Annotated in this window: 16 protein-coding genes; 9 read left to right on the forward strand and 7 right to left on the reverse strand. The window is 69.0% G+C overall.

Annotated elements, in window-relative coordinates:
- Nucleotides 1–1,119: RCC1 domain-containing protein (locus HR086_RS29645; protein WP_373564369.1), on the reverse strand; the 1,119-nt coding region annotated here is incomplete at its 3' end.
- 240 nt (nucleotides 1,120–1,359) lie between these two features.
- Between HR086_RS29645 and HR086_RS29650 the strand changes: the two genes are divergently transcribed.
- The 3 genes from HR086_RS29650 to HR086_RS29660 all read left to right on the forward strand — a co-directional run bounded on the left by HR086_RS29650 (nucleotide 1,360) and on the right by HR086_RS29660 (nucleotide 4,237).
- Nucleotides 1,360–2,469: a kelch repeat-containing protein gene (locus tag HR086_RS29650; RefSeq protein ID WP_174458431.1), complete on the forward strand. Its 1,110-nt coding sequence runs from the start codon at nucleotides 1,360–1,362 to the stop codon at nucleotides 2,467–2,469.
- A gap of 49 nt (nucleotides 2,470–2,518) precedes the next feature.
- Nucleotides 2,519–3,328: an SAM-dependent methyltransferase gene (locus HR086_RS29655; protein ID WP_174461696.1), complete on the forward strand. Its 810-nt coding sequence runs from the start codon at nucleotides 2,519–2,521 to the stop codon at nucleotides 3,326–3,328.
- Between the two features lie 192 nt (nucleotides 3,329–3,520).
- Nucleotides 3,521–4,237, forward strand: coding sequence for a hypothetical protein (locus HR086_RS29660; protein ID WP_174461695.1), 717 nt, complete (start codon nucleotides 3,521–3,523; stop codon nucleotides 4,235–4,237).
- Nucleotides 4,238–4,261: 24 nt separating this feature from the next.
- Here the strand turns inward: HR086_RS29660 and HR086_RS29665 are convergent, their stop codons facing one another.
- The 3 genes from HR086_RS29665 to HR086_RS29675 form a co-directional block, all read right to left on the reverse strand.
- Nucleotides 4,262–5,779, reverse strand: a complete 1,518-nt coding sequence (locus HR086_RS29665; protein ID WP_254614339.1) for a hypothetical protein — start codon at nucleotides 5,777–5,779, stop codon at nucleotides 4,262–4,264.
- Between the two features lie 195 nt (nucleotides 5,780–5,974).
- A complete protein-coding gene (locus tag HR086_RS29670; RefSeq protein WP_174458434.1) occupies nucleotides 5,975–7,744 on the reverse strand; it encodes a DUF4215 domain-containing protein in 1,770 nt (589 codons plus the stop codon).
- Nucleotides 7,745–7,966: 222 nt separating this feature from the next.
- Nucleotides 7,967–9,442, reverse strand: a complete 1,476-nt coding sequence (locus tag HR086_RS29675) for a M20 family peptidase (RefSeq protein ID WP_373564370.1) — start codon at nucleotides 9,440–9,442, stop codon at nucleotides 7,967–7,969.
- 182 nt (nucleotides 9,443–9,624) lie between these two features.
- On the opposite strand from HR086_RS29675, the gene HR086_RS29680 reads away from it, so the two are divergent.
- Nucleotides 9,625–11,385 (forward strand): glycosyl hydrolase family 18 protein, encoded by a 1,761-nt coding sequence (locus tag HR086_RS29680; RefSeq protein WP_141646715.1) that lies wholly within the window; start codon nucleotides 9,625–9,627, stop codon nucleotides 11,383–11,385.
- A gap of 83 nt (nucleotides 11,386–11,468) precedes the next feature.
- Here HR086_RS29680 and HR086_RS29685 read toward each other — a convergent pair whose 3' ends face one another.
- A complete protein-coding gene (locus HR086_RS29685; RefSeq protein ID WP_174467318.1) occupies nucleotides 11,469–13,673 on the reverse strand; it encodes a M3 family metallopeptidase in 2,205 nt (734 codons plus the stop codon).
- Between the two features lie 195 nt (nucleotides 13,674–13,868).
- Between HR086_RS29685 and HR086_RS29690 the strand changes: the two genes are divergently transcribed.
- From HR086_RS29690 to HR086_RS29710, 5 genes are all read left to right on the forward strand, one after another.
- Nucleotides 13,869–14,948, forward strand: coding sequence for a hypothetical protein (locus HR086_RS29690; protein ID WP_174467319.1), 1,080 nt, complete (start codon nucleotides 13,869–13,871; stop codon nucleotides 14,946–14,948).
- Between the two features lie 38 nt (nucleotides 14,949–14,986).
- The gene (locus HR086_RS29695; protein ID WP_141646712.1) at nucleotides 14,987–16,525 is read left to right on the forward strand and encodes an acetyl-CoA hydrolase/transferase C-terminal domain-containing protein; all 1,539 of its coding nucleotides are present in this window, start codon (nucleotides 14,987–14,989) and stop codon (nucleotides 16,523–16,525) included.
- Nucleotides 16,522–17,448 carry a tetratricopeptide repeat protein gene (locus HR086_RS29700; RefSeq protein WP_254626518.1) on the forward strand — a complete coding sequence of 309 codons (927 nt, stop codon included), beginning with the start codon at nucleotides 16,522–16,524 and terminating at the stop codon, nucleotides 17,446–17,448. Before HR086_RS29695 ends, HR086_RS29700 begins: the two co-directional genes overlap by 4 nt.
- A 19-nt stretch (nucleotides 17,449–17,467) precedes the next feature.
- Entirely contained in the window at nucleotides 17,468–17,854 is a 387-nt protein-coding gene (locus HR086_RS29705; protein ID WP_174467320.1) for a hypothetical protein, read from the forward strand.
- 152 nt (nucleotides 17,855–18,006) lie between these two features.
- Nucleotides 18,007–18,276 carry a hypothetical protein gene (locus HR086_RS29710; protein WP_141646710.1) on the forward strand — a complete coding sequence of 90 codons (270 nt, stop codon included), beginning with the start codon at nucleotides 18,007–18,009 and terminating at the stop codon, nucleotides 18,274–18,276.
- Between the two features lie 94 nt (nucleotides 18,277–18,370).
- Here HR086_RS29710 and HR086_RS29715 read toward each other — a convergent pair whose 3' ends face one another.
- Nucleotides 18,371–19,435 carry a hypothetical protein gene (locus tag HR086_RS29715; protein ID WP_174467321.1) on the reverse strand — a complete coding sequence of 355 codons (1,065 nt, stop codon included), beginning with the start codon at nucleotides 19,433–19,435 and terminating at the stop codon, nucleotides 18,371–18,373.
- Nucleotides 19,436–19,478: 43 nt separating this feature from the next.
- Complete coding sequence (locus tag HR086_RS29720) at nucleotides 19,479–19,712, reverse strand: hypothetical protein (RefSeq protein WP_174467322.1); 234 nt, start codon at nucleotides 19,710–19,712, stop codon at nucleotides 19,479–19,481.
- Between the last annotated feature and the right edge of the window lie 206 nt (nucleotides 19,713–19,918).

A 19,918-nucleotide genomic window follows, 5' to 3' on the forward strand; every position in this document is an offset into this window, starting at 1 on the left:
GCCCCACGCCAGCACCGTGCCGTCCGCCTTCACCACCACCGTGTGCTGTCCCCCGCCCGCCGTGACGCCCTTCACCAAGGACACCCCCGTCACCCGCATCGGCGCCAGGCGCTGCGTCAGGCTTCCATCCCCCAACTGACCTCGCTGGTTGTTCCCCCACGCCCACACCGAGCCATCCACCCTCAACGCCACCGAGTGCTGGCCTCCGCCCACCACCGCCTCCACGTCCAGGAGCCCGGGGACCTGGGTCGGCGTCAGGCGCTGCCCCGTCGTCCCATCGCCGAGCTGGCCGTAGGTGTTCTGTCCCCACGCCCACACGGTGCCATCCGACTTGAGCACCACCGAGTGCGAGCCACCGCCCGACAGCGCCGTCACGCCTGTCAGTCCCGCCACGGCCACCGGCAGGGAGCGGTTCAGCGTGTCCCCCGTGCCGAGCTGACCGTCCGCGTTTCCACCCCATGTCCACACGGCGCCGTCCGCCGTCAGCGCCAGGGAGTGCGCATTGCCCGCGGCGATGGCCACGACATTGAGGAGCCCTTGCACCTGGGTGGGAACCAGGCGCTGGGACGTCGTCCCATCACCCAACTGCCCCGTGGCGTTGAGGCCCCACGCCCACACCGTGCCGTCCGCCTTGAGCGCCAGCGAATGCGAGAAGCCTCCCGCGATGCGCACCACGTTCGTCAGTCCTGGCACTCGCTGGGGCCACGCCCGACGCGTGGTGGTTCCATCCCCCAACTGCCCCCGGGTGTTGTCTCCCCACGTCCACACGGTGCCGTCGGCCTTCAGCGCGAGTGAGTGCAGCTCCCCCACGCCAATGGCACTCATCCCCAGCGGCCCTCGAATCCGTGTGGGCGAGGACTTCGCCGTCGTCGTGCCATCCCCGAGCTGACCAAAGGTGTTGCCACCCCACGCCCACACCGTGCCATCCGCGCGCAGCGTCAGCGTGTGATTACGCCCCGCCATCACCGTGCCTTGACGGGAGAAGCCTTCCGCGGCGCGGCTGGAAGCAAGGTCCTCGGGAGGCGGAGTTGCCCCTGGCTCGACGCAGCCCGACAGCCACAGCGCTCCCAATAGACAACCCCAGACAGCCACGGCGGCACCACTGCGCACACGGCTCATGTCTCCCCCCTCGACACGACTTGGAATGGACAGAGAAACACCAGACATGCACGCGAGACAAGCCTTTGCCTGGGACACCCACGGCTCGTCCACCCTCCCAGGTTGTCACCCCGGCCGGCCCACGTCCGGCATCCTCCCCGGCACTCGGGGTCGTCTGACGTGTGCATCCCAGCGTCCAGGTCGCCGGAGACCTCACCGGGCCAGAGGCGCCAGGTGGCGGGGCCGGCGTACGATGGCGCCATGACTCGAAGCCCGCCGTCCACCGCGCGCAGACGCGTCCCCTACTCCGGCCTCTGGCTCGACGGGTTCAGCCTGACGGCTGTCGCCGGAGGGGCGCTGCTCGCGGGCGGACAGGGCTGGCAGCGGGACGGCATCGGCGCCACGCCTCGCGCGTCGACGGGCGCGGCGTTCTGGGACACCTCGCGGGAAGAGTGGTTGGAACTCTCCCCGCTGCCCGAGCCCCGGCAGGACCATGCGGCGGTGGCGCTCCCGGACGGACGCGTGCTGCTCATCGGCGGACGGGACAACCCGACTCCGGAGCTGGACAGCACCCGCTACTGGGAGCCGGACACCCGGCGCTTCGTCCCCGGCCCGCCGCTGCGGGCCGCGCGCTCGCGTCCCGTCGCGCGCGTGCTCCCGGACGGCGCGGTGCTGGTGCTGGGCTCGGACCATGACAACGACATCGAGCGGGGCACACGCGCGGAAGTGCTGCGCCCCGGCGCCACGGCGTGGGAGCCCGCGGGCCAGACGGTTCGCATCTTCCACACCGGCCCCGTGTGCGTGAGCGGGGAGCGCGTCGTCATCGCCGGGGGCCGCGACAACGGCTTCGGCTTCGCCATCATCGAAGGCGAACATCTGGCGCCGCCCCTGAACCTGAGCACCGAACTCTGGGAGCCCTCGTCACGGGCCTGGAGGACCGCCCCCCATCCCCTCACAGAGGCCCGAGACGACGCCGAGGGCGTCACCCTCTCCGACAGGCGCATCCTCGTCGTGGGCGGCTGGCACCAGGGCACCTCGCTCACGAGCGCCGAGGTCTTCGACCCGCGCACCGAGCAGTGGACGGCGACGGGCGCGCTCGGCCTGGCCCGCTCCAGCTTCACCCTCACCGCGCTTCCGGACGGACGGGCCGCCGTGTCCGGAGGGCTGCGCTCGGACACCTACGCGGAAGCCACCGACGTGGAGCTGTGGAATCCGGCCACGGGCACCTGGAGCCCTGGGATGCCGCTGGCCGTGGGCCGCGCGGGACACCACGTCGTCCCGCTGGGCGAGGGCGCGTTCCTCGTCGCGGGCACCACGCGCGTGGCGCCGGATGGCTCGCTGGAGACGACTTCCGAAGTCTGGCGGCCCTGAAGCCGCGCCACCCCGTTACATCCGCATCCACCCCGACGGAGACAGACGCATGGACAACCCGGAGCTGGCCCGCATCCCCGGCGTCAACCCCCACGTGCCCGACGCGGCCCGCATCTACGACTACACCCTGGGAGGCACCCACCACTTCGAGGCGGACCGCCAGGCCGCGGAGTTCATGTTCTCGCTGGTGCCCTCCACCCGGAAGTGGTTGCGCATGTTGCGCGGCTGTCTGCGCACCGCCGCCCAGCGCCTGTCCTCGGACGGCTTCCATCACTGGGTGGACTTCGCCTCCGGCCTGCCGACGAGCGACCACGTCCACTCCGTGCTGCCGCAGGCCAAGGTGCTCTACAGCGACATCAATCCGCTCACCATCGCCACCGGCAAGCACCTGCTCGGCGACAATCCGCGCACGCGCTACATGGAATGTGACATCCGCTCCGCGGGGGACTTCCTGCGCCGCCCGGACGTCCAGGCCTTCCTGGATGGAGAGCGGCGCGTGGCCTTCGGCGCCAACGGCATCACCGTGTTCCTCTCCTCGGAGGAGAACCGGAAGTTCTTCCGCGATTTGTATGACTGGGCCGCGCCCGGCTCCAAGCTCTTCGCGACCTTCGAGACGAAGGCCCCGGGCCTGAGCACGCCGAAGTGGGAGCAGTTCGTCGGCATGTTCCAGAAGATGGGCGAGTCCTTCCAGCTCTACTCGCTGCGCGAGTACCTGGACCTGTGCGGTCCGTGGACGCCCGGCCCCGGCGGAGTGATGACGGTGCGCGAGTTCCTGGGCCTGCCCGTAGGCCACATCACCGAGGAGGACCGCGAGGGCGTCGGCATCGAGTTCTACGCGGTCATCCTCGAGAAGCGCTGAGCCCGCGCTCGTCCGCGAAGCAAGCCGGCGGACGAGGCCTACCCCCCGGGGCCCGTCTCCGGGAGGCCCACGGAGCCTCCGTCCGGCGCGCCGCGAAGCGAACGCCCGATGCACTGCAGTGCCGACTGCCTCACCACCGCTGAGTGCCTACCGTGTCGAGCAGGCAACGATCCGCGATGGTGAGGAGGAATCATGTTCCAGACGAGACGGCGTCAGGTGCTGGCGGGAGTGGTGTTCGGTACGGCCCTTGTCCTCGGAGGGTGCAGCTCATCCCGCTCCGCGAGCAAGGAGCAGCAGAAGGTCGACCAGTCCTGGCTGGCCCGAGTCCCGGAGTCGGAGCTCGGCGACGTGCGCAACGCCCAGGCGGAGCAACTCAAGGCCCAGGATGAAGTCACCCGCGCGGACGTGGCCGTCAAGGACGCGGAGCGCGCGGCGGAGGTCGCCCAGCGCAACGAGGAGGCCGCGAAGCTCTCCACCAAGGCCAACCAGACGGCCGTCGAGGCCGCGCAGGCCACCGGCCGGGCGTCCAACATCTCGCAAGCCCAGGCGGAGCTGAAGGCCACCGAGGGCAAGCAGGCGGCCGCCCATGCCCAGCTCGAGTGGCGCCAGCGCGCCATCGAGACCCAGAAGGCTCGCAAGGACCTTCGCCAGCGCGAGCTGGAGCTGGCCGACGCGCGCCTTCGTCAGGCCGAAATGGAGGCGCTGAGGAACAGCGATGACGTGCGCGCCAAGGACCTCTCCGAGGCCGAGTTCACCAGCGCGGTGGCCAACGCCCAGCGCAACACGGAGGAGGCCCAGCGACTGGTGGACCAGCGCCTGGGTGAGGAGCGTCAGGCCCGAGGCGAGTGGGAGAAGCTGCGCGGCGAGGCCCGGGGCTACGGCGGCAGCGGCACGTCCGACGGGGAATGACGCGCGGGCGACGACTTCCGGCCGCTACTTCGGCGGCGGCCGGAAGACGTACTGGAAGATGGGCTCGTCCTGGCCGGGAGGATATTGCGCGTCCAGGAAGGCGAAGTACGCGTGGCCCGCGATGAACGGGTCCTCCATGCTGTCGTAGAGGACCGACACCTGCGTGGCCCGGCCGGACGCATCCACCTGGACGCGCAGCTTGAGGTTGCCCTTGAGCTCCGGCAGTTCCTTGAGCCGCTCCATGTAGAGCGCCACCAACCCCAGCGACACCCGGTTGTAGATTTTGTCCGCCGCGCCCCTGGCCGGCGTCGCGGGCAGACGGAAGCGCCGCACCAGCTCCGCCGTCTCGGCTTCCGCCTCCGGCACCTTCCGCTCGGGGGCGGTCTGCGCCGCGCGGTAGGACACCAGCGCGTCCTTCCAGCGCGCCTGCTTCAAACACAACCGGGCCCGGCGCACGTGGATGTCGGAGCGCTCCGGCGCCCGCTCCGACGCCTTCACCAGGAAGCCCTCGCTGGCGGTGGCGTCCGCGCGAGCATCGGTCAGCTCCGCCAGCCGCAAGAGCGGCTCGGGGTCCTTCAGCTCCACGTCGATGAGCCGGACCAGGGCCTTCTCCTCGTCCGCCGGGCGCGACAGCTCCGCGTAGACGCGGGCGAGCAGCGCCAGCGCCCCGGCCTCCGCGCCGCCCAGCTCCACGTACCGCTCCAGCGAGCGCGCGGCCTTGTCCTTCTCGGAGGCGGAGAGCCACAGGTCCGCCTGGAGCCGGTGCGCCTCGCGGTCCATGGGCTTCAGGGCGACGAGCTTCTCTCCCGCCAGGGCCGCCGCGCGCACGTCCTTCGCCGCATGGGCCAGCGCGGCCAGCTTGCGCAGCGCCTCCGGCTGCTCCGGCCAAACCTCCACCGAGCGCGACAGCTCCGCGCGCGCCTCCGCCTCCCGTCCGGGCTTCGCCGCCAGCAACAGGCCCAGCGCGGTGCGCACCTGGGGCGCATCCAGCTTCGCCAGCGAAGCGCGCAGGCGCGCCTCCGCCTCCGCGGGCTTCCCTTCCGCCTGGAGCAGCAGCCCTTCCCCCCAGAGCGCGGGAGCGAAGTCGGGCGACGCCCGGCGCGCGGCGGACAGCGGACCTCGCGCCTCCGACAAGAGGCCCCAGCGGATGTAGATGAGCCCCATGCCCAGATGGGGCCAGGGGTTCTCCGGCTCCAACGTGGACAGGGCCTTGAGCTCGTTCCAGCAGGTGTCCGCCGGGAAGGCGAGCCATGCGCGGTACACGCGTGGCATCAAGTCCTTGGGCCTCGCGCGGCCCTGCTCTTCCAGCTCACTGTCCAGCACGCGCAGCGTCCCGCGCACCCGGGCCGTCTCCACCTTGCGCAGCATGCCCATCACCTCGTCGGCGCCGGGCTGCGTGCTCTTCGCGCCAGCCGCGCCGGCCGGAGCAGCCAGCAGCAGGGACAGCAGCAGCAACACGCGCGGCGGGGAGAGGGACACCATGGAGTCGCGCGGAAGATACCAGACGGCCTCGCGAGAGCGGCCCGCGACGAATGAGCGCATGCCTGCTCCCCGGCCAGCCCCTCGCGGTCATCCCGACCCCAGGCCCGCTCCAGAGCGAACCGGGGGCATACCGAGCCTCGGGACACGAGCCTCGCCCCCACCGCGCGCCGGGCGGGTGTCACCCTGGCGCGCGGCGGTGAGGCGCGAGCCGCTCCAGGGCGTCAGGCCCGGAAGCGGCTCGTCACGACGGACGACTCAGCCGATCTCCACCTTGCAGGTGGCGCTGCAGCCGTCGTTGCTGCGGGTGTTGCCGTCGTCGCACTCCTCGTTGGCCGGAGCGTCCTGCTGCACCTTGTTGTCGCCGCAGCGAGGGCCGAACACGCAGCCGCGAGCGCACTGCCCGTAGCCACCGGCGTTGATGCCGTCGTCGCACTCCTCACCTTCGTCCGGCACGCCGTTGCCGCAGGTGGCGCGGCAATCGGTGCGCTTGGTGACGAAGTCGTTGAGCGTCAGCTTGTACGAGGACGCCGTGGTGTGGCGCTCGGCCTGGTACACGACGACTTCGTAGATGCCGCCCACGGTGAGGCCCAGCGCGGAGGCCTGGCTCGACACGTTGACCGAGTCCTCCTGGGCGCCGTGCACGCCGCCCAGGTCCAGCGCGAGCTTGCCGTTGATGAACACCCACACGTCGTCGTCGCCGCGGAACGTGAGCACCTCGGTGCCCTTGTACTCGAACCAGTAGCGCGCCTCGCTGGTGAAGCTGAAGTTGTGCCCACCATTGCGCGGCTGCTCGAAGCCCGCGGCAATCCAGCCCTTGCCGTCCACGGGGAAGAAATCCGGGTCGTCGAACACGTACGACTCATCGGGCTGCTTGGCCAGGTCCAGGGTCCCCACGACGGTCTGGTTGATGCCCGCGGCGTCGATGTACCACTGCATGAAGGGGGCCTCGCCATGCGTGGTGGTGGAGCCCGTCAGCTTCGCCAGGCCGGGCTTGCCGCCGGGGTAGTCCTTGCCGTTGTAGCTCCGCACGAGCTCCGTCTTGACGATGCCCTTCTCGGAGCCATTGGCGTTCTCGAAGTCGATATGGCCCTTCGGGACCGAACCCGAGGCCGGCAGGTCCCAGCCACGGAAGTCACGGTAGACGACGGGGATGGAGATCACGTCCGGCGGCGTCTCCTCGATGAGCCTGCACACGAAGCCTTCCTCGAGCTTGCACGTCGCGGAGCAGCCGTCGTTGGAGCGCGCGTTGCCGTCGTCGCACTCCTCGGACGTGTCGTTGGGCAGCATGATGCCGTCGCCGCACGTCGCCTGGCAGGTGCCACCGGTGCAGCGCGGCTCGCGCTTGCACAGCGGCGAGCAGCCATCGCCCATGTCCTTGTTGCCGTCGTCGCACTCCTCGGTGCCCTCGACAATCATGTCGCCACAGGTCGTCCGGGTGCAGACCGCGCCCACCGTGGGGCACTTCCAGCCCTCCTCGAGGCGGCACTCGGAGTTGCAGCCGTCGTTGTTGGCGACGTTGCCGTCCTCGCACTCCTCATCACCCACCTTGATGCCGTCGTTGCACCGGGCGGCGTGGCAGCGACCGCCGGCCGCGGGGCAGTTCCAGCCGGCCTCCACCGTGCAGGTCGCGCTGCAGCCGTCGTTGGACGACACGTTGCGGTCATCACACGCCTCGGGAGCCTCCACGCGGCCGTTGCCACAGCCGAACTTGCGGATGCAGGGCTGACCCGCGACATCGCAGACCCAGCCGTCTTCGATGGCGCACGTCGCCGTGCAACCGTCGCCGGCCACCTTGTTGCCGTCGTCACACGCTTCACCCGTCTGGAGCGTGCGGTCGCCGCAGGTGTCGACGGGACAGGTGCCGCCGTCACAGAGGACGGGGCCACCATCACCCCCATCGGGGAGGCCGGCGTCGGGCTTGCCAGCGCCACCATCGCCTCCGCAGGAGGATGCAACTATCGAGAAGAGAAGAGAGGCGAGTACGAGACTCGCGAGCCGCGTTCCAACAGGGGGGACGGTCGCCATAGACACCGATGCTGGAAGTGCGCGCGGTGCGTGTCAACGCGGTTGCGCATTCGGCATCCCGCACCCTCCGTGAAAATGCAGGAAATGCGCAGATGTGCAGGAAGAGCGGACTGAATCACCTGTTTTCGTGTCTCAGACCCACATTCCCTTCCATGGCAGCCGTGTCCGGTCCGGACTCGATTGCCCTGGCTCCCGTGCCAGGGGGCCTGTCTCACGGGTGTCTCAGCGCGCGGCGTTGCGCAGATACTGGGCGTAGAAGCGAACCGCGTCCGCGTAGGCCGTCACGGCGATGCGCTCGTCCTTGCCGTGGATGCGCGCCAGGTCCTCGCGCCGCAGGTGCGCGGGGAAGAAGCGGTAGACGTTGTCGCTCAAGCCCACGAAGTGCCGCGAGTCGGTGGCGGCCACGTTGAGGTACGGCGACACGAGGACGTCGGGAAACACCTGGCGCAACGAGCGCTCCAGCTCGCGCCAGGATTCGGAGTCGGTGGGAGACACCGGCGAGGGCTCGCTCTGGAAGTCCAGCGTGCCCACCTCCACGCGCGAGTCATCCACCGTGGCCCGGACATGTGAGAGCACGCCTTCGACGCTGTCGCCCGGGAGGATGCGGAAGTTCACCACCGCGCGGGCGCTCGCCGGCAGGACGTTGTCCTTCACGCCGCCCTCGAACACGGTGACGGCCGTCGTCGTGCGCACCGCCGCGTTGGTGGTGGGACTGGCCGTGAGCCGCCGCACCACCAGCGGCTCGGTGAGCCACAGGTTGGCGAAGAGCAGTCGCATGCCAAAGGGCATCTCCGGCCCCACGCGGGTGAACAGCTCGCGGCTGCCACCCTGGAGCCGCGTGGGCATGGGCGCGGCCTCCAGCCTCGACACGGCGCGAGCCAGCACGCCCACGGCGGTGCTGGGCGGCGGCATGGACGAGTGGCCACCTTCGCCCTTCACCGACAGCACCACGCTGACGAAGCCCTTCTCCGACGTGCCCACCAGCGCCACGGGCGCGCTCACGCCAGGCACCGTGCCGGACATGATGACGCCGCCCTCGTCCAGCACGGACTCCAGCCGGACGCCGCGCTCCTGGAGCCGCTTCGCGATGACCACCGCGCCCTCCCGGCCGCCCACCTCCTCATCCGCGCCGAACGCGAGCAGCACCGTGCGCCGGGGCTTCTCCCCCGCCGCCAGCAGCGCCTCCACCGCCTCCAACTGCGCCAGCACGCTCCCCTTGTCGTCCAGCGAGCCGCGCCCCCAGACGAACCCGTCCGCCACCACCCCGTCGAACGGAGGATGGGCCCACGCGCCCTCGGTGCCGGGCGTCACCGGCACCACGTCCAGGTGCCCCAACAGCATCATCGGCCGCAGCGAGGCGTCCGTGCCCTGCCACGTGTAGAGCAGCGAGTGTGCCCCCACCACCTCGCGCTTCAGCTCGGCATGGACACGCGGGAAGTGCTCCGCCAGGTAGGCATGCAGGGCCGCGAAGGCCTCGGCGTCCGCGGGCACGCCCTCGGAGGCGGCCACCGTCTTCAACCGCAGCGCCCCCGACAGGCGCGACGCCAGGGCCTGAGCGTCCACCGTCAGCGCGGTCGCCGCCTCCGGCACCACCTGCCGGGACTTGAACGTGAGCGTCCGGGCGACGAGCACGACGGCGAGGACACCGACCCCAAGGGCCATGGACAGGAGAAGTCGTTTCATTGGCAGGTGCGCCACGCTACCAAAGGCGCCACCCCAGGATGGGGAACCTCCAGGACGGCCGAACCGGCCTCTCGAAATATGAGAGAACCCCTCGCCCTTGTCCTGGGGGAATCACATGCAGTACTGCTAGATAATTCCAGCACAAGAAATGTCAGGCTTCCCCGTATAGTCGGGAGACTGGTCCATGAGGTGCGCAGGTGAAGACTCGACACGCAGCGCGGTGGCAGCTCGTCCTGGCGTTGGGAGTGGGGACGCTGCTGGGGGGATGCGGCAAGAGTGACGAGGGCCCGGGGCTTCCGGCGGAGCCGTCCTCGGTGGAGGCGCAGGCCGCGGATGCCCAGGCGCTGGTGACGTGGACACCTCCGACGAGCGACGGTGGGCACCCGCTCCTGTACTACGTGGTGCGGTGCCAGCCCGCGTGCGGCGGCGCCATCGTCAGCGCGGGCGAGCGACAGGCCACGGTGATGGGCCTCAACAACGGCTTCGCCTATCTGTTCAAGGTCTCCGCGGTGAACGCCCGGGGCGAGGGCACCTCCTCCATCCCCTCCGTGCCGGTGATGCCGATGCCGGGCATGGCCATCAGCAACCCCACGGTGCCCGGCCAGCCGCGCTCGGTGCGGGCGACCGCGGGCAACGGGCAGGCCTACGTCAGTTGGCTGCAGCCGGCGAGCTACGGGGGCCGCGCGCTCACGAAGTACGTCGTCACCGCCGAGCCCGGGGGCCGGTCCGTCACCGTGGACGCGCCCGCGGCGAGTGTGAGCATCCCGGACCTCACCAATGACAGGCCCCACGTCTTCACGGTGCGGGCCGTCAACGAGGTGGGCGAGGGCCCCACGGCGCTCGTGGGCCCGGTGACGCCCAGGCCCGGCGGTGCGCCGTCGAGCTGGGTGTCGGGCTACTACGTGGGATATCAGCGCGCGCAGCTGCCGCCGGAGGAGGTGGACTTCTCCGGCCTGACGCACATCATGGTGGGCCGCGTGCGTCCCCGCTACGACGGGACGCTGCACACGGACTTCGACGTCACCGTCTACGAAGGCCCCCTCATGGCGAAGGCGCTGTCGGCGGGGGCGCGGCTGGCGGGGAAGAAGTCCCTGCTGATGGTGGGCGGCTTCGGCGAGCACGATGGCTTCGTGCAGGCGTCCACGGGGGAGAGCCGCATCGTCTTCGTGAAGGAGCTCATCAAGGCGATGGAGGAGCTGGGCTACGACGGCCTGGACCTGGACTGGGAGCCCATCAACCTGCCGCCCGCGGGCAATGATGGCGAGTTGCTGCTGGCCCTGATTGACGAGCTGCGCGCGGCCCGCCCGGACATCATCATCACCGTGCCGGTGAACTGGCTGAACTCCAACTTCGGGATGCCCGAGGTGGAGGAGAAGTTCATGGCCCGGCTCGCCGAGCGCGTGGATCAGCTCAACATCATGTCCTACAAGATGAGCGGACACTGGGGCGGCTGGGAGAGCTGGCACTCCAGTCCCCTCCGGGACGAAGCCCAGAACCGCCCCACCTCCGTCGCCTACTCCGTGGAGGGATATCTGAAAGCGGGCGTGCCGCGCGGCCGGCTGGGCGTGGGCATCGGGTTCTTCGGCACCTGCTGGCAGGGCGTGACGGAGCCCCGCACGCCGCTGGACGGACGGCCCGACGTCAACGAGGGCCAGAGCGACAACGCGATGAGCTACGACAACATCATGACGTCGTACTACAGCGCGGAGGCGCGGCACTGGGACGAGAAGGCCGCGTCCCCGTACCTCTCGTACCCGTCCGTGAATGGCCCGGGCCACTGCAACTACATCTCCTACGAGGATGGCCAGTCCGTCTTCGCCAAGGGCCAGTGGGCACGCGCGCAGGGCCTGGGCGGCACCATCATCTGGACCATCAACCAGGGACACCGGCGGGGGCAGCCCGCGGGCAAGCAGGACGAGCTGCTCATGGACGTGAAGCGCGCGTTCCTGGACCCGTGAAAAGGCCCGGGGGCACGAAGCGGCGGCTGGCCGTGCTTCGCGCCCCCAGGAGTGTCACCCGACGTCGGTGACGACGACGTGGCTCAGGGCTGCGCCTTGGTCTGCGCGGCGGCGGGCGCCGGGAAGCCCCGCTTGCGCATCAGCGCGTTGATGCCGGCGTCGCGGCCGCGGAACGCGCGGTAGCCCTCCGCCGGGTCCACGGTGTTGCCCACGGAGAAGATACTCTTGCGCAGCTTCTCCGCCACCGTCTTGTCGTAGGCGCCCTTGCCCTCGGTGAAGCCCTCGAACGCGTCCGCCGTCAGCGTGTCGGACCACAGGTAGCTGTAGTAGCCCGCCGAGTAGCCGTCGCCCGCGAAGACGTGGCCGAACTGCGGCGTGCGGTGGCGCATGACGATTTCCTTGGGCATGCCCAGCGACTTGAGCGTGTCGCGCTCGAAGGCATCCGCGTCGATGCTCACGTCGCCGGCCAGGTGCAGCTTCATGTCCACCAGCGCGGAGGACAGGTACTCCACCGTGCCGAAGCCCTGGTTGAACGTCGCGGCCTTCTCGATGCGAGACACCAGCGCCTGGGGGATGGGCTTGCCCGTCTGGTAGTGCAGCGCGAAGGTGTTGAGCACCTCGGGCGTGGCCAGCCAGTGCTCCAGGAGCTGCGAGGGGAACTCCACGTAGTCGCGCGCCACGCTGGTGCCGGACAGCGACGGGTAGGACACCGACGAGCTCAGGCCGTGCAGCGCATGGCCGAACTCGTGGAACAGCGTGCTCGCGTCCTCCCAGGAGATGAGCACCGCCTCGCCGGGCGCGCCCTTCACGAAGTTGGAGTTGTTGGAGACGATGGTCGTCACGTCGCCCCGGAACCGCTCCTGGTTGCGGTACGCGTTCATCCACGCGCCGGAGCGCTTGCCCGGCCGCGCGTACGGGTCGAAGTACCACAGGCCCACGTGGCGGCCCGTCGCCTGGTCCTTCACCTCCCAGACGCGGACATCCGGGTGGTAGACCTGCACGTCCGTCACCGGGGTGAAGGCGAAGCCGAACAGCTCGCCGGCCACCCAGAACATGCCCTCACGCAGCTTCTCCAACTGGAGGTAGGGCTTCACCTCGTTCTGGTCCAGGTCGTACTTCGCCTTGCGGACCTTCTCCGCGTAGAAACGGTAGTCCCACGGCTCGATTTTGAGCTTCGCGCGCTCCTTGTCGGCCACCTTCTGCATGTCCGCGACCTCTTCGCGGACGCGGGCCACGGCGGGCTTCCACACCGCCTCCATCAGCTCCATGGCGCGCTCGGGCGTGCGGGCCATGGCGTTCTCCAGCCGCCAGTGCGCGTGCGTGGCGTAGCCCAGGAGCTTCGCGCGCTCGGCGCGCAGCTTGAGGACTTCCGAGATGATGGCGTTGTTGTCACGCGCGTCCCCGTTGTCGCCCCGGTTGACGTAGTTGCGCCAGACCTTCTCGCGCAAGTCGCGGCGCGACGAGTACGTCAGGAACGGCTCCATGGAGGAGCGCGTGTTGGTGATGATCCACTTGCCCTTCTGGCCCCGCGCCTCGGCCGCGGCGGCGGCGCCCGCGCGCACGGAGTCCGGCAGGCCCGCCAGGTCCTTCTCCGACTCCAGGACGACGGTGTAGCCCTCCTCGTCACCGAGCACGTGCTGGCTGAAGGACGTGTAGAGCGACGCGAGGCGCTGGTTGATGGCGCCCATCCGCGCCTTGGCCGCCCCGTCCAGCTTCGCGCCGGAGCGCACGAAGCGCGTGTGGTGCAACCACGCCAACCGCTGCTGCTCGGGCGTCAGCTTCGCCTTGTCGGGGGACTGGTAGACGGCTTCGATGCGACGGAAGAGGCCCTCGTTCTGGGTGATTTCGTCCTCGAAGGCGGCGAACCGGGGCGCCATCTCCCGCTCCACGGCCTGGAACTCCGGGCTGCTCAGGGACGAGCCCCAGATGCCGTACAGCGTCTCCACGTTGGCGTACGTCCGGCCCGCGTTCTCCAGCGCGGCCAGCGTGTTCTCGAAGTCGGGCGCGGCGGGGTTGCCCGCGATGGCGGCCAGCTCCCGGCGGTACTCGTCCATGGCGGCTTCGATGGCGGGCTTGAAGTCCTCCACCTTCACCTGGGCGAAGGGAGGCACGCCGCCGTGCGGGCCGGACCACTTCGCCAGCAGGGGAATCGAGGGGGCCACCGGCGCGGCGACCTCGCTCGAAGGGGCCGGCGCGGCGACTTCCGGGCGGGGCTCCGGGGACGTCGTCGCACAGCCGGAGGAGACGAGCGCGGCCACACCCGCGCTGGCGAAGAAGAGGTTACGCATGAAAAGTGGTTCTCCCGACGAAAAGGGGTGTGCACCAAAGCACGGAATCGCGGCGCCCAACACGTTCCGGGGGCCGCCTCTTCCCGACCGAGGACAGACGCCCCGACGGCCGGGTGAGGGGCCGCTCGAAGCGGGCTAGAGGGGAGGAGCCATGCCGGGGTGTCCCGGCTCGCGCACGTCGGCAGGAGCCTCCTCATGGGGAACGCACCGGGCACCCGCCCGTCCAGGACCCGAGCGCCGCTGCCGGCGCTGGTGGCGTTGCTGCTCGTCGTGGCGACGGAGGCCGGGGCGGACTGGCGGTGGGAGTACAGCTCCCCTGCCCCGCTCTTCCTGGACCGCAGCTACGTCTTCGGCTCGCCCAACCGCATCCGCCGACAGGGGGACCCGGACTCGCCCGCCCCGCTGCTGTTCGAGGCGCAGATTGCTCCCAATCTCTTCTTTCCCCAGCTCCACAACGGGCACTTCCGGAGCAAGGGAGGCGAGTGGTTCCTCACCGCGGTGCTCACGCCATACATCCGGCTGCGGATGCTGAATACGGACAGCAATCCCGTCATCCCTCCGTCCTACGTCCCCAAAATCACGCTCCAGGTGGCGCACCTGCGCGTGCTCCCGGGCTCGCGGGGGAAGGACGGTCCGGGGCGGGGCCTGGCGCTCGCGGCCAACCTCACCGTGGGCCACTACTCGAATGGCCAGGAGGGGTGCTTCTTCGCGAACCAGGAGGGCACAGACCCCGAATGCACGCCGGCACAAGGAGAGCTCCCGCTCAACGAGCTGACCGGCAGCTTCTCCACCAACTTCCTGCGCGGAGAGCTGCACGCGCGCACCGCCTTCGCGGTGGAGCCGGACCTGGACAGCGCGTGGCTCGTGGGCGGCGGCTCGTTCCTGGAGCTGAACACGACCATTGGCCCTGGCGGCATCACCGAGGAGCAGCGGCGCGTCTACGGCGATGGGAACTGGGGCGTGAGCCTCCTGGGTGAACGCATCTGGAAGCAGCACCGGTTCCGACTGGAGTGCGCCCTGTCAGCGCCCTTCGGGGAGACGCCGCATCGGCGCGCCACGGTGAGCGCGGAGGTCGCCGCGCTGCCGTACTGGGGAGCGGGCTTCGGCCTCTTCGCGCGCTACGTGTACGGCCAGGACTCGTACAACATCCTCTTCCTGGAGCGCGCGAACTTCTGGCAGTTCGGCCTGGTGTTCGAGCTGTCTCCGGGAGCCCGACTGAAGGCCGAGGACGCCGAGACGGACGCGGACAAGCGGCGGCCTCCGGGCTTCCGCTGAGGACCGAGGCCCGGGGGTGTGTCATCCTCCCGCCGCCCATGAACGCTCCGAGCACGTTGCAGGAACGCATCCAGAACGCCGGCCTGCTGGCCAAGGTCGTCCCCGTCGAGGAGGCGGTGAAGCACGTCACCGACGGGAACACGGTGGCCATCAGCGGCTTCACCAAGTCGGGGGAGCCCAAGACGTTCTTCCCCGCGCTGGCCTCACATCTGGCGAAGACCGCGCCCCAGACGCGCATCACCCTGCTGTCGGGCGCCTCGCTCTCCGAGGACGTGGAGGGCCCCATGGCGCCCTTCATCGGCAAGCGCGGGCCGTACATGTCCTCGTCGGCGTCGCGCCGGCGCATCCACGCGGGGGAGATGGACTTCACGGACGTCCACCTGTCCGCCTTCGCGCGCAACATGATGTACGGCTTCTACGGCGACATCGACGTGGCGGTGGTGGAGGTGTCGCGCATCCGCCCCAACGGCAGCGTCATCCTCACCTCGTCGGTGGGTGTCAGCGCCGAGGCGCTCGCGAAGGCGAAGAAGATCATCCTCGAGGTGAACACCTCCGTGCCGGACTACACGGGGTTCCACGACATCGTCCTGCCCACGGTGCACCCGCACGTGGGCTGGCCGCTGCCGCTGCTCAACGTGAGGGACCGCATCGGAAATCCCTACGTGGAGATCGACGCGAGCAAGGTGGTGGCGGTGGTGGAGTCGCGGACGCCGGACCACCCGGTGCCGTTCAAGGCCGCGAACGCGACGGACAAGCGGATTGCCCAGAACGTGGTGGCGTTCCTCATGCGCTGCCGCGAGCAGTTTCAGTGGGGCAAGCGCCTGCCGCCCATCCAGTCCGGCGTGGGCAACGTGGCCAACGCCATCATCGGCGAGCTGTACGCCTCACCGTTCCAGAAGATTCGATTCTGGACCGAGGTGTTCCAGGACGGAATGCTGCGCTACGTGGAGGACGACGCGAAGTTCGAGTACGCGTCCGCCACGGCGGTGTCCTTCTCGGCCGAGGGGCGCGCGCGGTTCCAGCAGATGTTCGAGCGGTGCCGGGAGCGGCTGGTGCTGCGGCCGATGTGGCTGTCGAACAGTCCGGAAATCATCTCCCGCCTCTTCGTCATCGCGATGAACACGCCCATCGAGGTGGACATCTACGGGCATGTGAATTCGACGCACATCGACGGCTCGCGCATCGTCAACGGGCTGGGCGGCTCCGGAGACTTCTTCCGCAATGCGTACCTCAGCATCGTGCACACGCCTTCGGTGCGGAAGCTGAAGGACGGCCGGACGGTGAGCTGTGTGATGCCGTACGTGCGGCACATCGACCACACGGAGCACGACATCAAGTGCGTCGTCACCGAGCACGGCTACGCGCTCAACATGGACATCCGCTCGCCGAAGCGGCGGGCCACGGACATCATCGACCAGTGCGCGCATCCGCACTTCAGGCCGCTGTTGCACGCGTACCTGGACATGGCGGGACCGGGCGACGAGCCTCGCGCCTCCGACATGAAGGTGCTCGATGCGTGGTGGCGCGACTACGACGCGCTCTGCCGAAACTTCCCCGGGGAGTCCGAGGCGGAATGACGAAGCGGGACGACCAGGAGACACAGCCCCCGGAGCCGCTCCCTGGAAAGACCTCCGAGGCGGGCTCGACGACGCCGTCTCATGGACAGCGCGAGGAGGAAGTTGCGGCTCGCGACGCAGCCGCATCGGGGAAGTCCGCGAAGCAGCGACGCAACCGGCGCGAGATGGACGAGTCCGACGCACCCGACGTGCCCGGTGCGGGGGAGCGCAATGGACGCGAGCCGTGTCCTCCCGAGGTCGCACAGAAGCTCCGCGAGTTGGACCGGCTGCGCAGGAGTGGCCGGTACACGACGGCGCTCGCGCTGGCCCGCTCGCTCGCGGAGGCGCATCCGAAGCTGGGGCGCGTCCTGCTGGAGCTTGCGATGACGCTCGGCATCTGGGGGAGCGCTCCCGCCGAAGCCCTCCCCTGGTTCGAGCGCGTCCTGGAGCTGGCGCCCGGACATCGCACGACACGCCTGCACCGAGCGCTGTGCCTCGCCCGGCTGGGTCGCCATGTCGAGGCCGTCGCGGACTTCGATGCGCTGGTGGACGGCGGCTATCGCAAGGCGCTCGTGCTGCACATGAAGCGCGCCGAGTCTCTGGAGGCGCTTGGCCGAGACACCGAGGCCGAGCAGGACTGGACGCTCGCGCTCGTGGAGGACGCGGACAACCCCTGGCTGCTCCAGCAGCGGGCCGCCGTCCGCGCACGACTGGGAAGGATCGCCGAGGCCATCCAGGACCTCACTGCCGCGCTCGCCCTGCAACAGGGAGAGGGCATCGACCCCGAGCTGCTTCACGAGCGGGGCCTGCTACGCGCCCGGCTCGGCGAGGTCGACGGCGCGCGCGCGGACTTCCAGGCGGGACTGGACGCCCTTCGCCGGGGAGACCCGAGCACGCTGCCAGACGCGCTGCGTTCGGCACTCCAGGCGCTCACCGCGACCTGAATGGAAGAAGAGGGGCACCATGGACAACAGTCTTCGGAATGAAGTGCTCAGACTCCTCTCGCTCCACATGGACGTCACCAGCCCTGGTGGTGTTGGAATCGACAAAGCCTTTCCGGGTCCCGAAAAACAGAACATCAGCCACATGACCCTCACGGAGGCCAGGCAGGCGGGAATCACAATGTATGGAGATGCTTCGTTTTCCATCGACACCTACATGGGGAGCTTTCCGAGCTTCGCGCATTTCGTGACCACGGTGATTGTCCATGAAACTCGTGGCGCTCAATCACTCCCCGGAGTCGAGCTGGAACAAATCGAACCGTGCAGAATCCTGGCGACCGGCAACGAGCAACTGTATGCAATAAATTGCAACGGCAGCTACGCCACCCTCTTCTTGCAGACATCCTAGGGTGCCTGCCGACCCCTCAGCGGCTCAGACTCCAGGGAAACCAAAGTCTTTCACAGACTCTGGACCGGAATCCCCCGCCTGCACCCGCAGACAGGAACTGTGGCATGCTCCTCATGCAACCCCATGGAGCGCCTCATCCCTCTGGAGGAGCAATGCGTTCATTGTTGGTGCTGGGTCTCACCGTCCTCGGATTTCAGTTCGGCTGCGGAGCAGGCGAAGCCGACCCAGGAATGCAGTCCGATTTGACATCACGCGAAGACTCACTGGTTCGCTGCATCGCCGATTACTATATCACTTATTACAGTGACGCCACCTACACCACGGCGGTCGGCAGCGAGCGGTGTACTTGCAACAGAACACCCACGCGCACTGGCGTTCAGACCGACTTTGCGGTCGAAAACTATTACGAAGAGTGCCTCTGACGCGCGGCAGCCACCTCGTAAAGCCAGACAGCAACCACTTGCGCTGCCGTCAAGCAGCGCAAGTACACTCCCCCGCCACGCGGGAGCTGCTGTTTCAGCGAAACGCGATGGGCTCGAAGCGCTTCCCGTCGCGCGAGGACGCCAGTTGGTGGGCGAACACCGTCCATAGCTGGCCGCCAGCGACAACGAGGCGGGCGGCGCCGGGGGCGAGGAAGGGCAGCTTCAGGGCGACGCCCCGATCCTTCTCCATCCGGAGCACCTTTTCTCCGACGCTGACGAACAGTCGGTTCTTGAAGAAGGCCAGCGAGTGGATGCCGTCCTTGGGGAGCACGAGCTTCTGCGCCTTGCCCTTCTGGGGCAGATACCAGGCGTGCTCGTCCGTGTGCAGGTAGACGCCGTGCTCGGGGGCGGCGCACAGGCTCCGCACCGGAGCGCGCGTGGCATGACGCCGAACCAGGGCTCCGTCCTTGAGCACCCACACGCCGTCGTTGCCGAAGGCGAAGAGCGTGCCCTCGTGGACGAAGAGGCCGCGCAGGCCGGATTGCTCTTCTCCTCCGACGAGTTCAAGACGCAGCCCCTTGCCCTCGCGCACCAGGCGCCCCAGGCCGTTCTCGGAGCAGAGTCCGAAGAGGACGCCGTCGTGCACCACGCCGTCCACCAGGTCCAGGCCCCCGGGACCGCTGACCTCCTTGAGCTTCCAGCTCGTGCCGGTGCCTTTGAATGCGAGCGCGGACACACCGAAGGCGGACAGGCCCCACGGCGCTCCCAAATCACGCAGGACGGGCGCCACGTAACCGTAGGGCAGTGCCTTGGGCAGCTTCCTCCGGGTCCACGTCTTGCCGTCGTGGATGAGTAGACGGTTGAAGTCGACGTCATAGGAGAGCCCGTTCGCCTCCAACTCGTCCTCGTCCACGTCCACGTCTATCTGGCCCAGCCACACGACGTCGTTCCACGGCTGGTTCCACTTGATGTCTTGGTCGAAGTCCCACAGGTCGTCGCCGGCGACGTAGCCGTGGTCGGAGTCCGGATGGGGCGTGCCCGCGAGCACCACCACCGTGCCTTCCGGGGTGACATGCACATCGGCGAACACCTGGGCCGTGGAATACACGTCCGGCGCGGCCTGCTTCTTGGGAGCCGGCGTGTCGGCGCGATCGGACATCGAGTCGACTTTGGACGGACGGGGCTTGGGCATGGGAGCGCGCTCAGTATTCCTTCAGGAGTCTACCGGCCGTCTCGAAGCGCAGGTTCTTGAACAGCGTGGCGAGCTTCGGCTTGGGAATCAGCTTCTTCGCAGCGGCCTCGATTCGCAAGAGCGCGAAGGCGTGCTCGTCGCGCGAGTCGAAGGCCGGCGACACCGCAACGTCCTCGCGCGAGTAGCGGACACCGAGGAGGCAGTCCTCCGACAGCTGCCCGCGCGGTTCGATGACTACAACCACGTGCATCCTCACAAGGGCCTGAAGATGCGGTCCCCTATCGAGTACCGACGTGCCGTATCACCCCATTGACTGTGTCCGATTTGACGGCTCTCCCGCACTTCGTGTGGTTCCCGTCTGGGGCAAGGACAGATGCGGCAAACGGCCAGCAGGGCGAATACACCCTGGGAATGGAACCGCTGTACTCCCTTCCTGGCTGCCGCATGGAG

It is taken from the genome of Myxococcus sp. CA039A, assembly GCF_013336645.1.
Lineage (GTDB): Bacteria > Myxococcota > Myxococcia > Myxococcales > Myxococcaceae > Myxococcus > Myxococcus llanfairpwllgwyngyllgogerychwyrndrobwllllantysiliogogogochensis.

Bases quoted from the DNA above. Each gene is read 5' to 3' on its own strand.
- HR086_RS29650 (WP_174458431.1), top strand. From the start codon at position 1,360: ATGACTCGAAGCCCGCCGTCCACCGCGCGCAGACGCGTCCCCTACTCC.
- HR086_RS29655 (WP_174461696.1), top strand. From the start codon at position 2,519: ATGGACAACCCGGAGCTGGCCCGCATCCCCGGCGTCAACCCCCACGTG.
- HR086_RS29660 (WP_174461695.1), top strand. From the start codon at position 3,521: ATGTTCCAGACGAGACGGCGTCAGGTGCTGGCGGGAGTGGTGTTCGGT.
- HR086_RS29665 (WP_254614339.1), bottom strand. From the start codon at position 5,779: ATGCGCTCATTCGTCGCGGGCCGCTCTCGCGAGGCCGTCTGGTATCTT.
- HR086_RS29670 (WP_174458434.1), bottom strand. From the start codon at position 7,744: ATGGCGACCGTCCCCCCTGTTGGAACGCGGCTCGCGAGTCTCGTACTC.
- HR086_RS29685 (WP_174467318.1), bottom strand. From the start codon at position 13,673: ATGCGTAACCTCTTCTTCGCCAGCGCGGGTGTGGCCGCGCTCGTCTCC.
- HR086_RS29690 (WP_174467319.1), top strand. From the start codon at position 13,869: ATGGGGAACGCACCGGGCACCCGCCCGTCCAGGACCCGAGCGCCGCTG.
- HR086_RS29695 (WP_141646712.1), top strand. From the start codon at position 14,987: ATGAACGCTCCGAGCACGTTGCAGGAACGCATCCAGAACGCCGGCCTG.
- HR086_RS29700 (WP_254626518.1), top strand. From the start codon at position 16,522: ATGACGAAGCGGGACGACCAGGAGACACAGCCCCCGGAGCCGCTCCCT.
- HR086_RS29705 (WP_174467320.1), top strand. From the start codon at position 17,468: ATGGACAACAGTCTTCGGAATGAAGTGCTCAGACTCCTCTCGCTCCAC.
- HR086_RS29710 (WP_141646710.1), top strand. From the start codon at position 18,007: ATGCGTTCATTGTTGGTGCTGGGTCTCACCGTCCTCGGATTTCAGTTC.
- HR086_RS29715 (WP_174467321.1), bottom strand. From the start codon at position 19,435: ATGTCCGATCGCGCCGACACGCCGGCTCCCAAGAAGCAGGCCGCGCCG.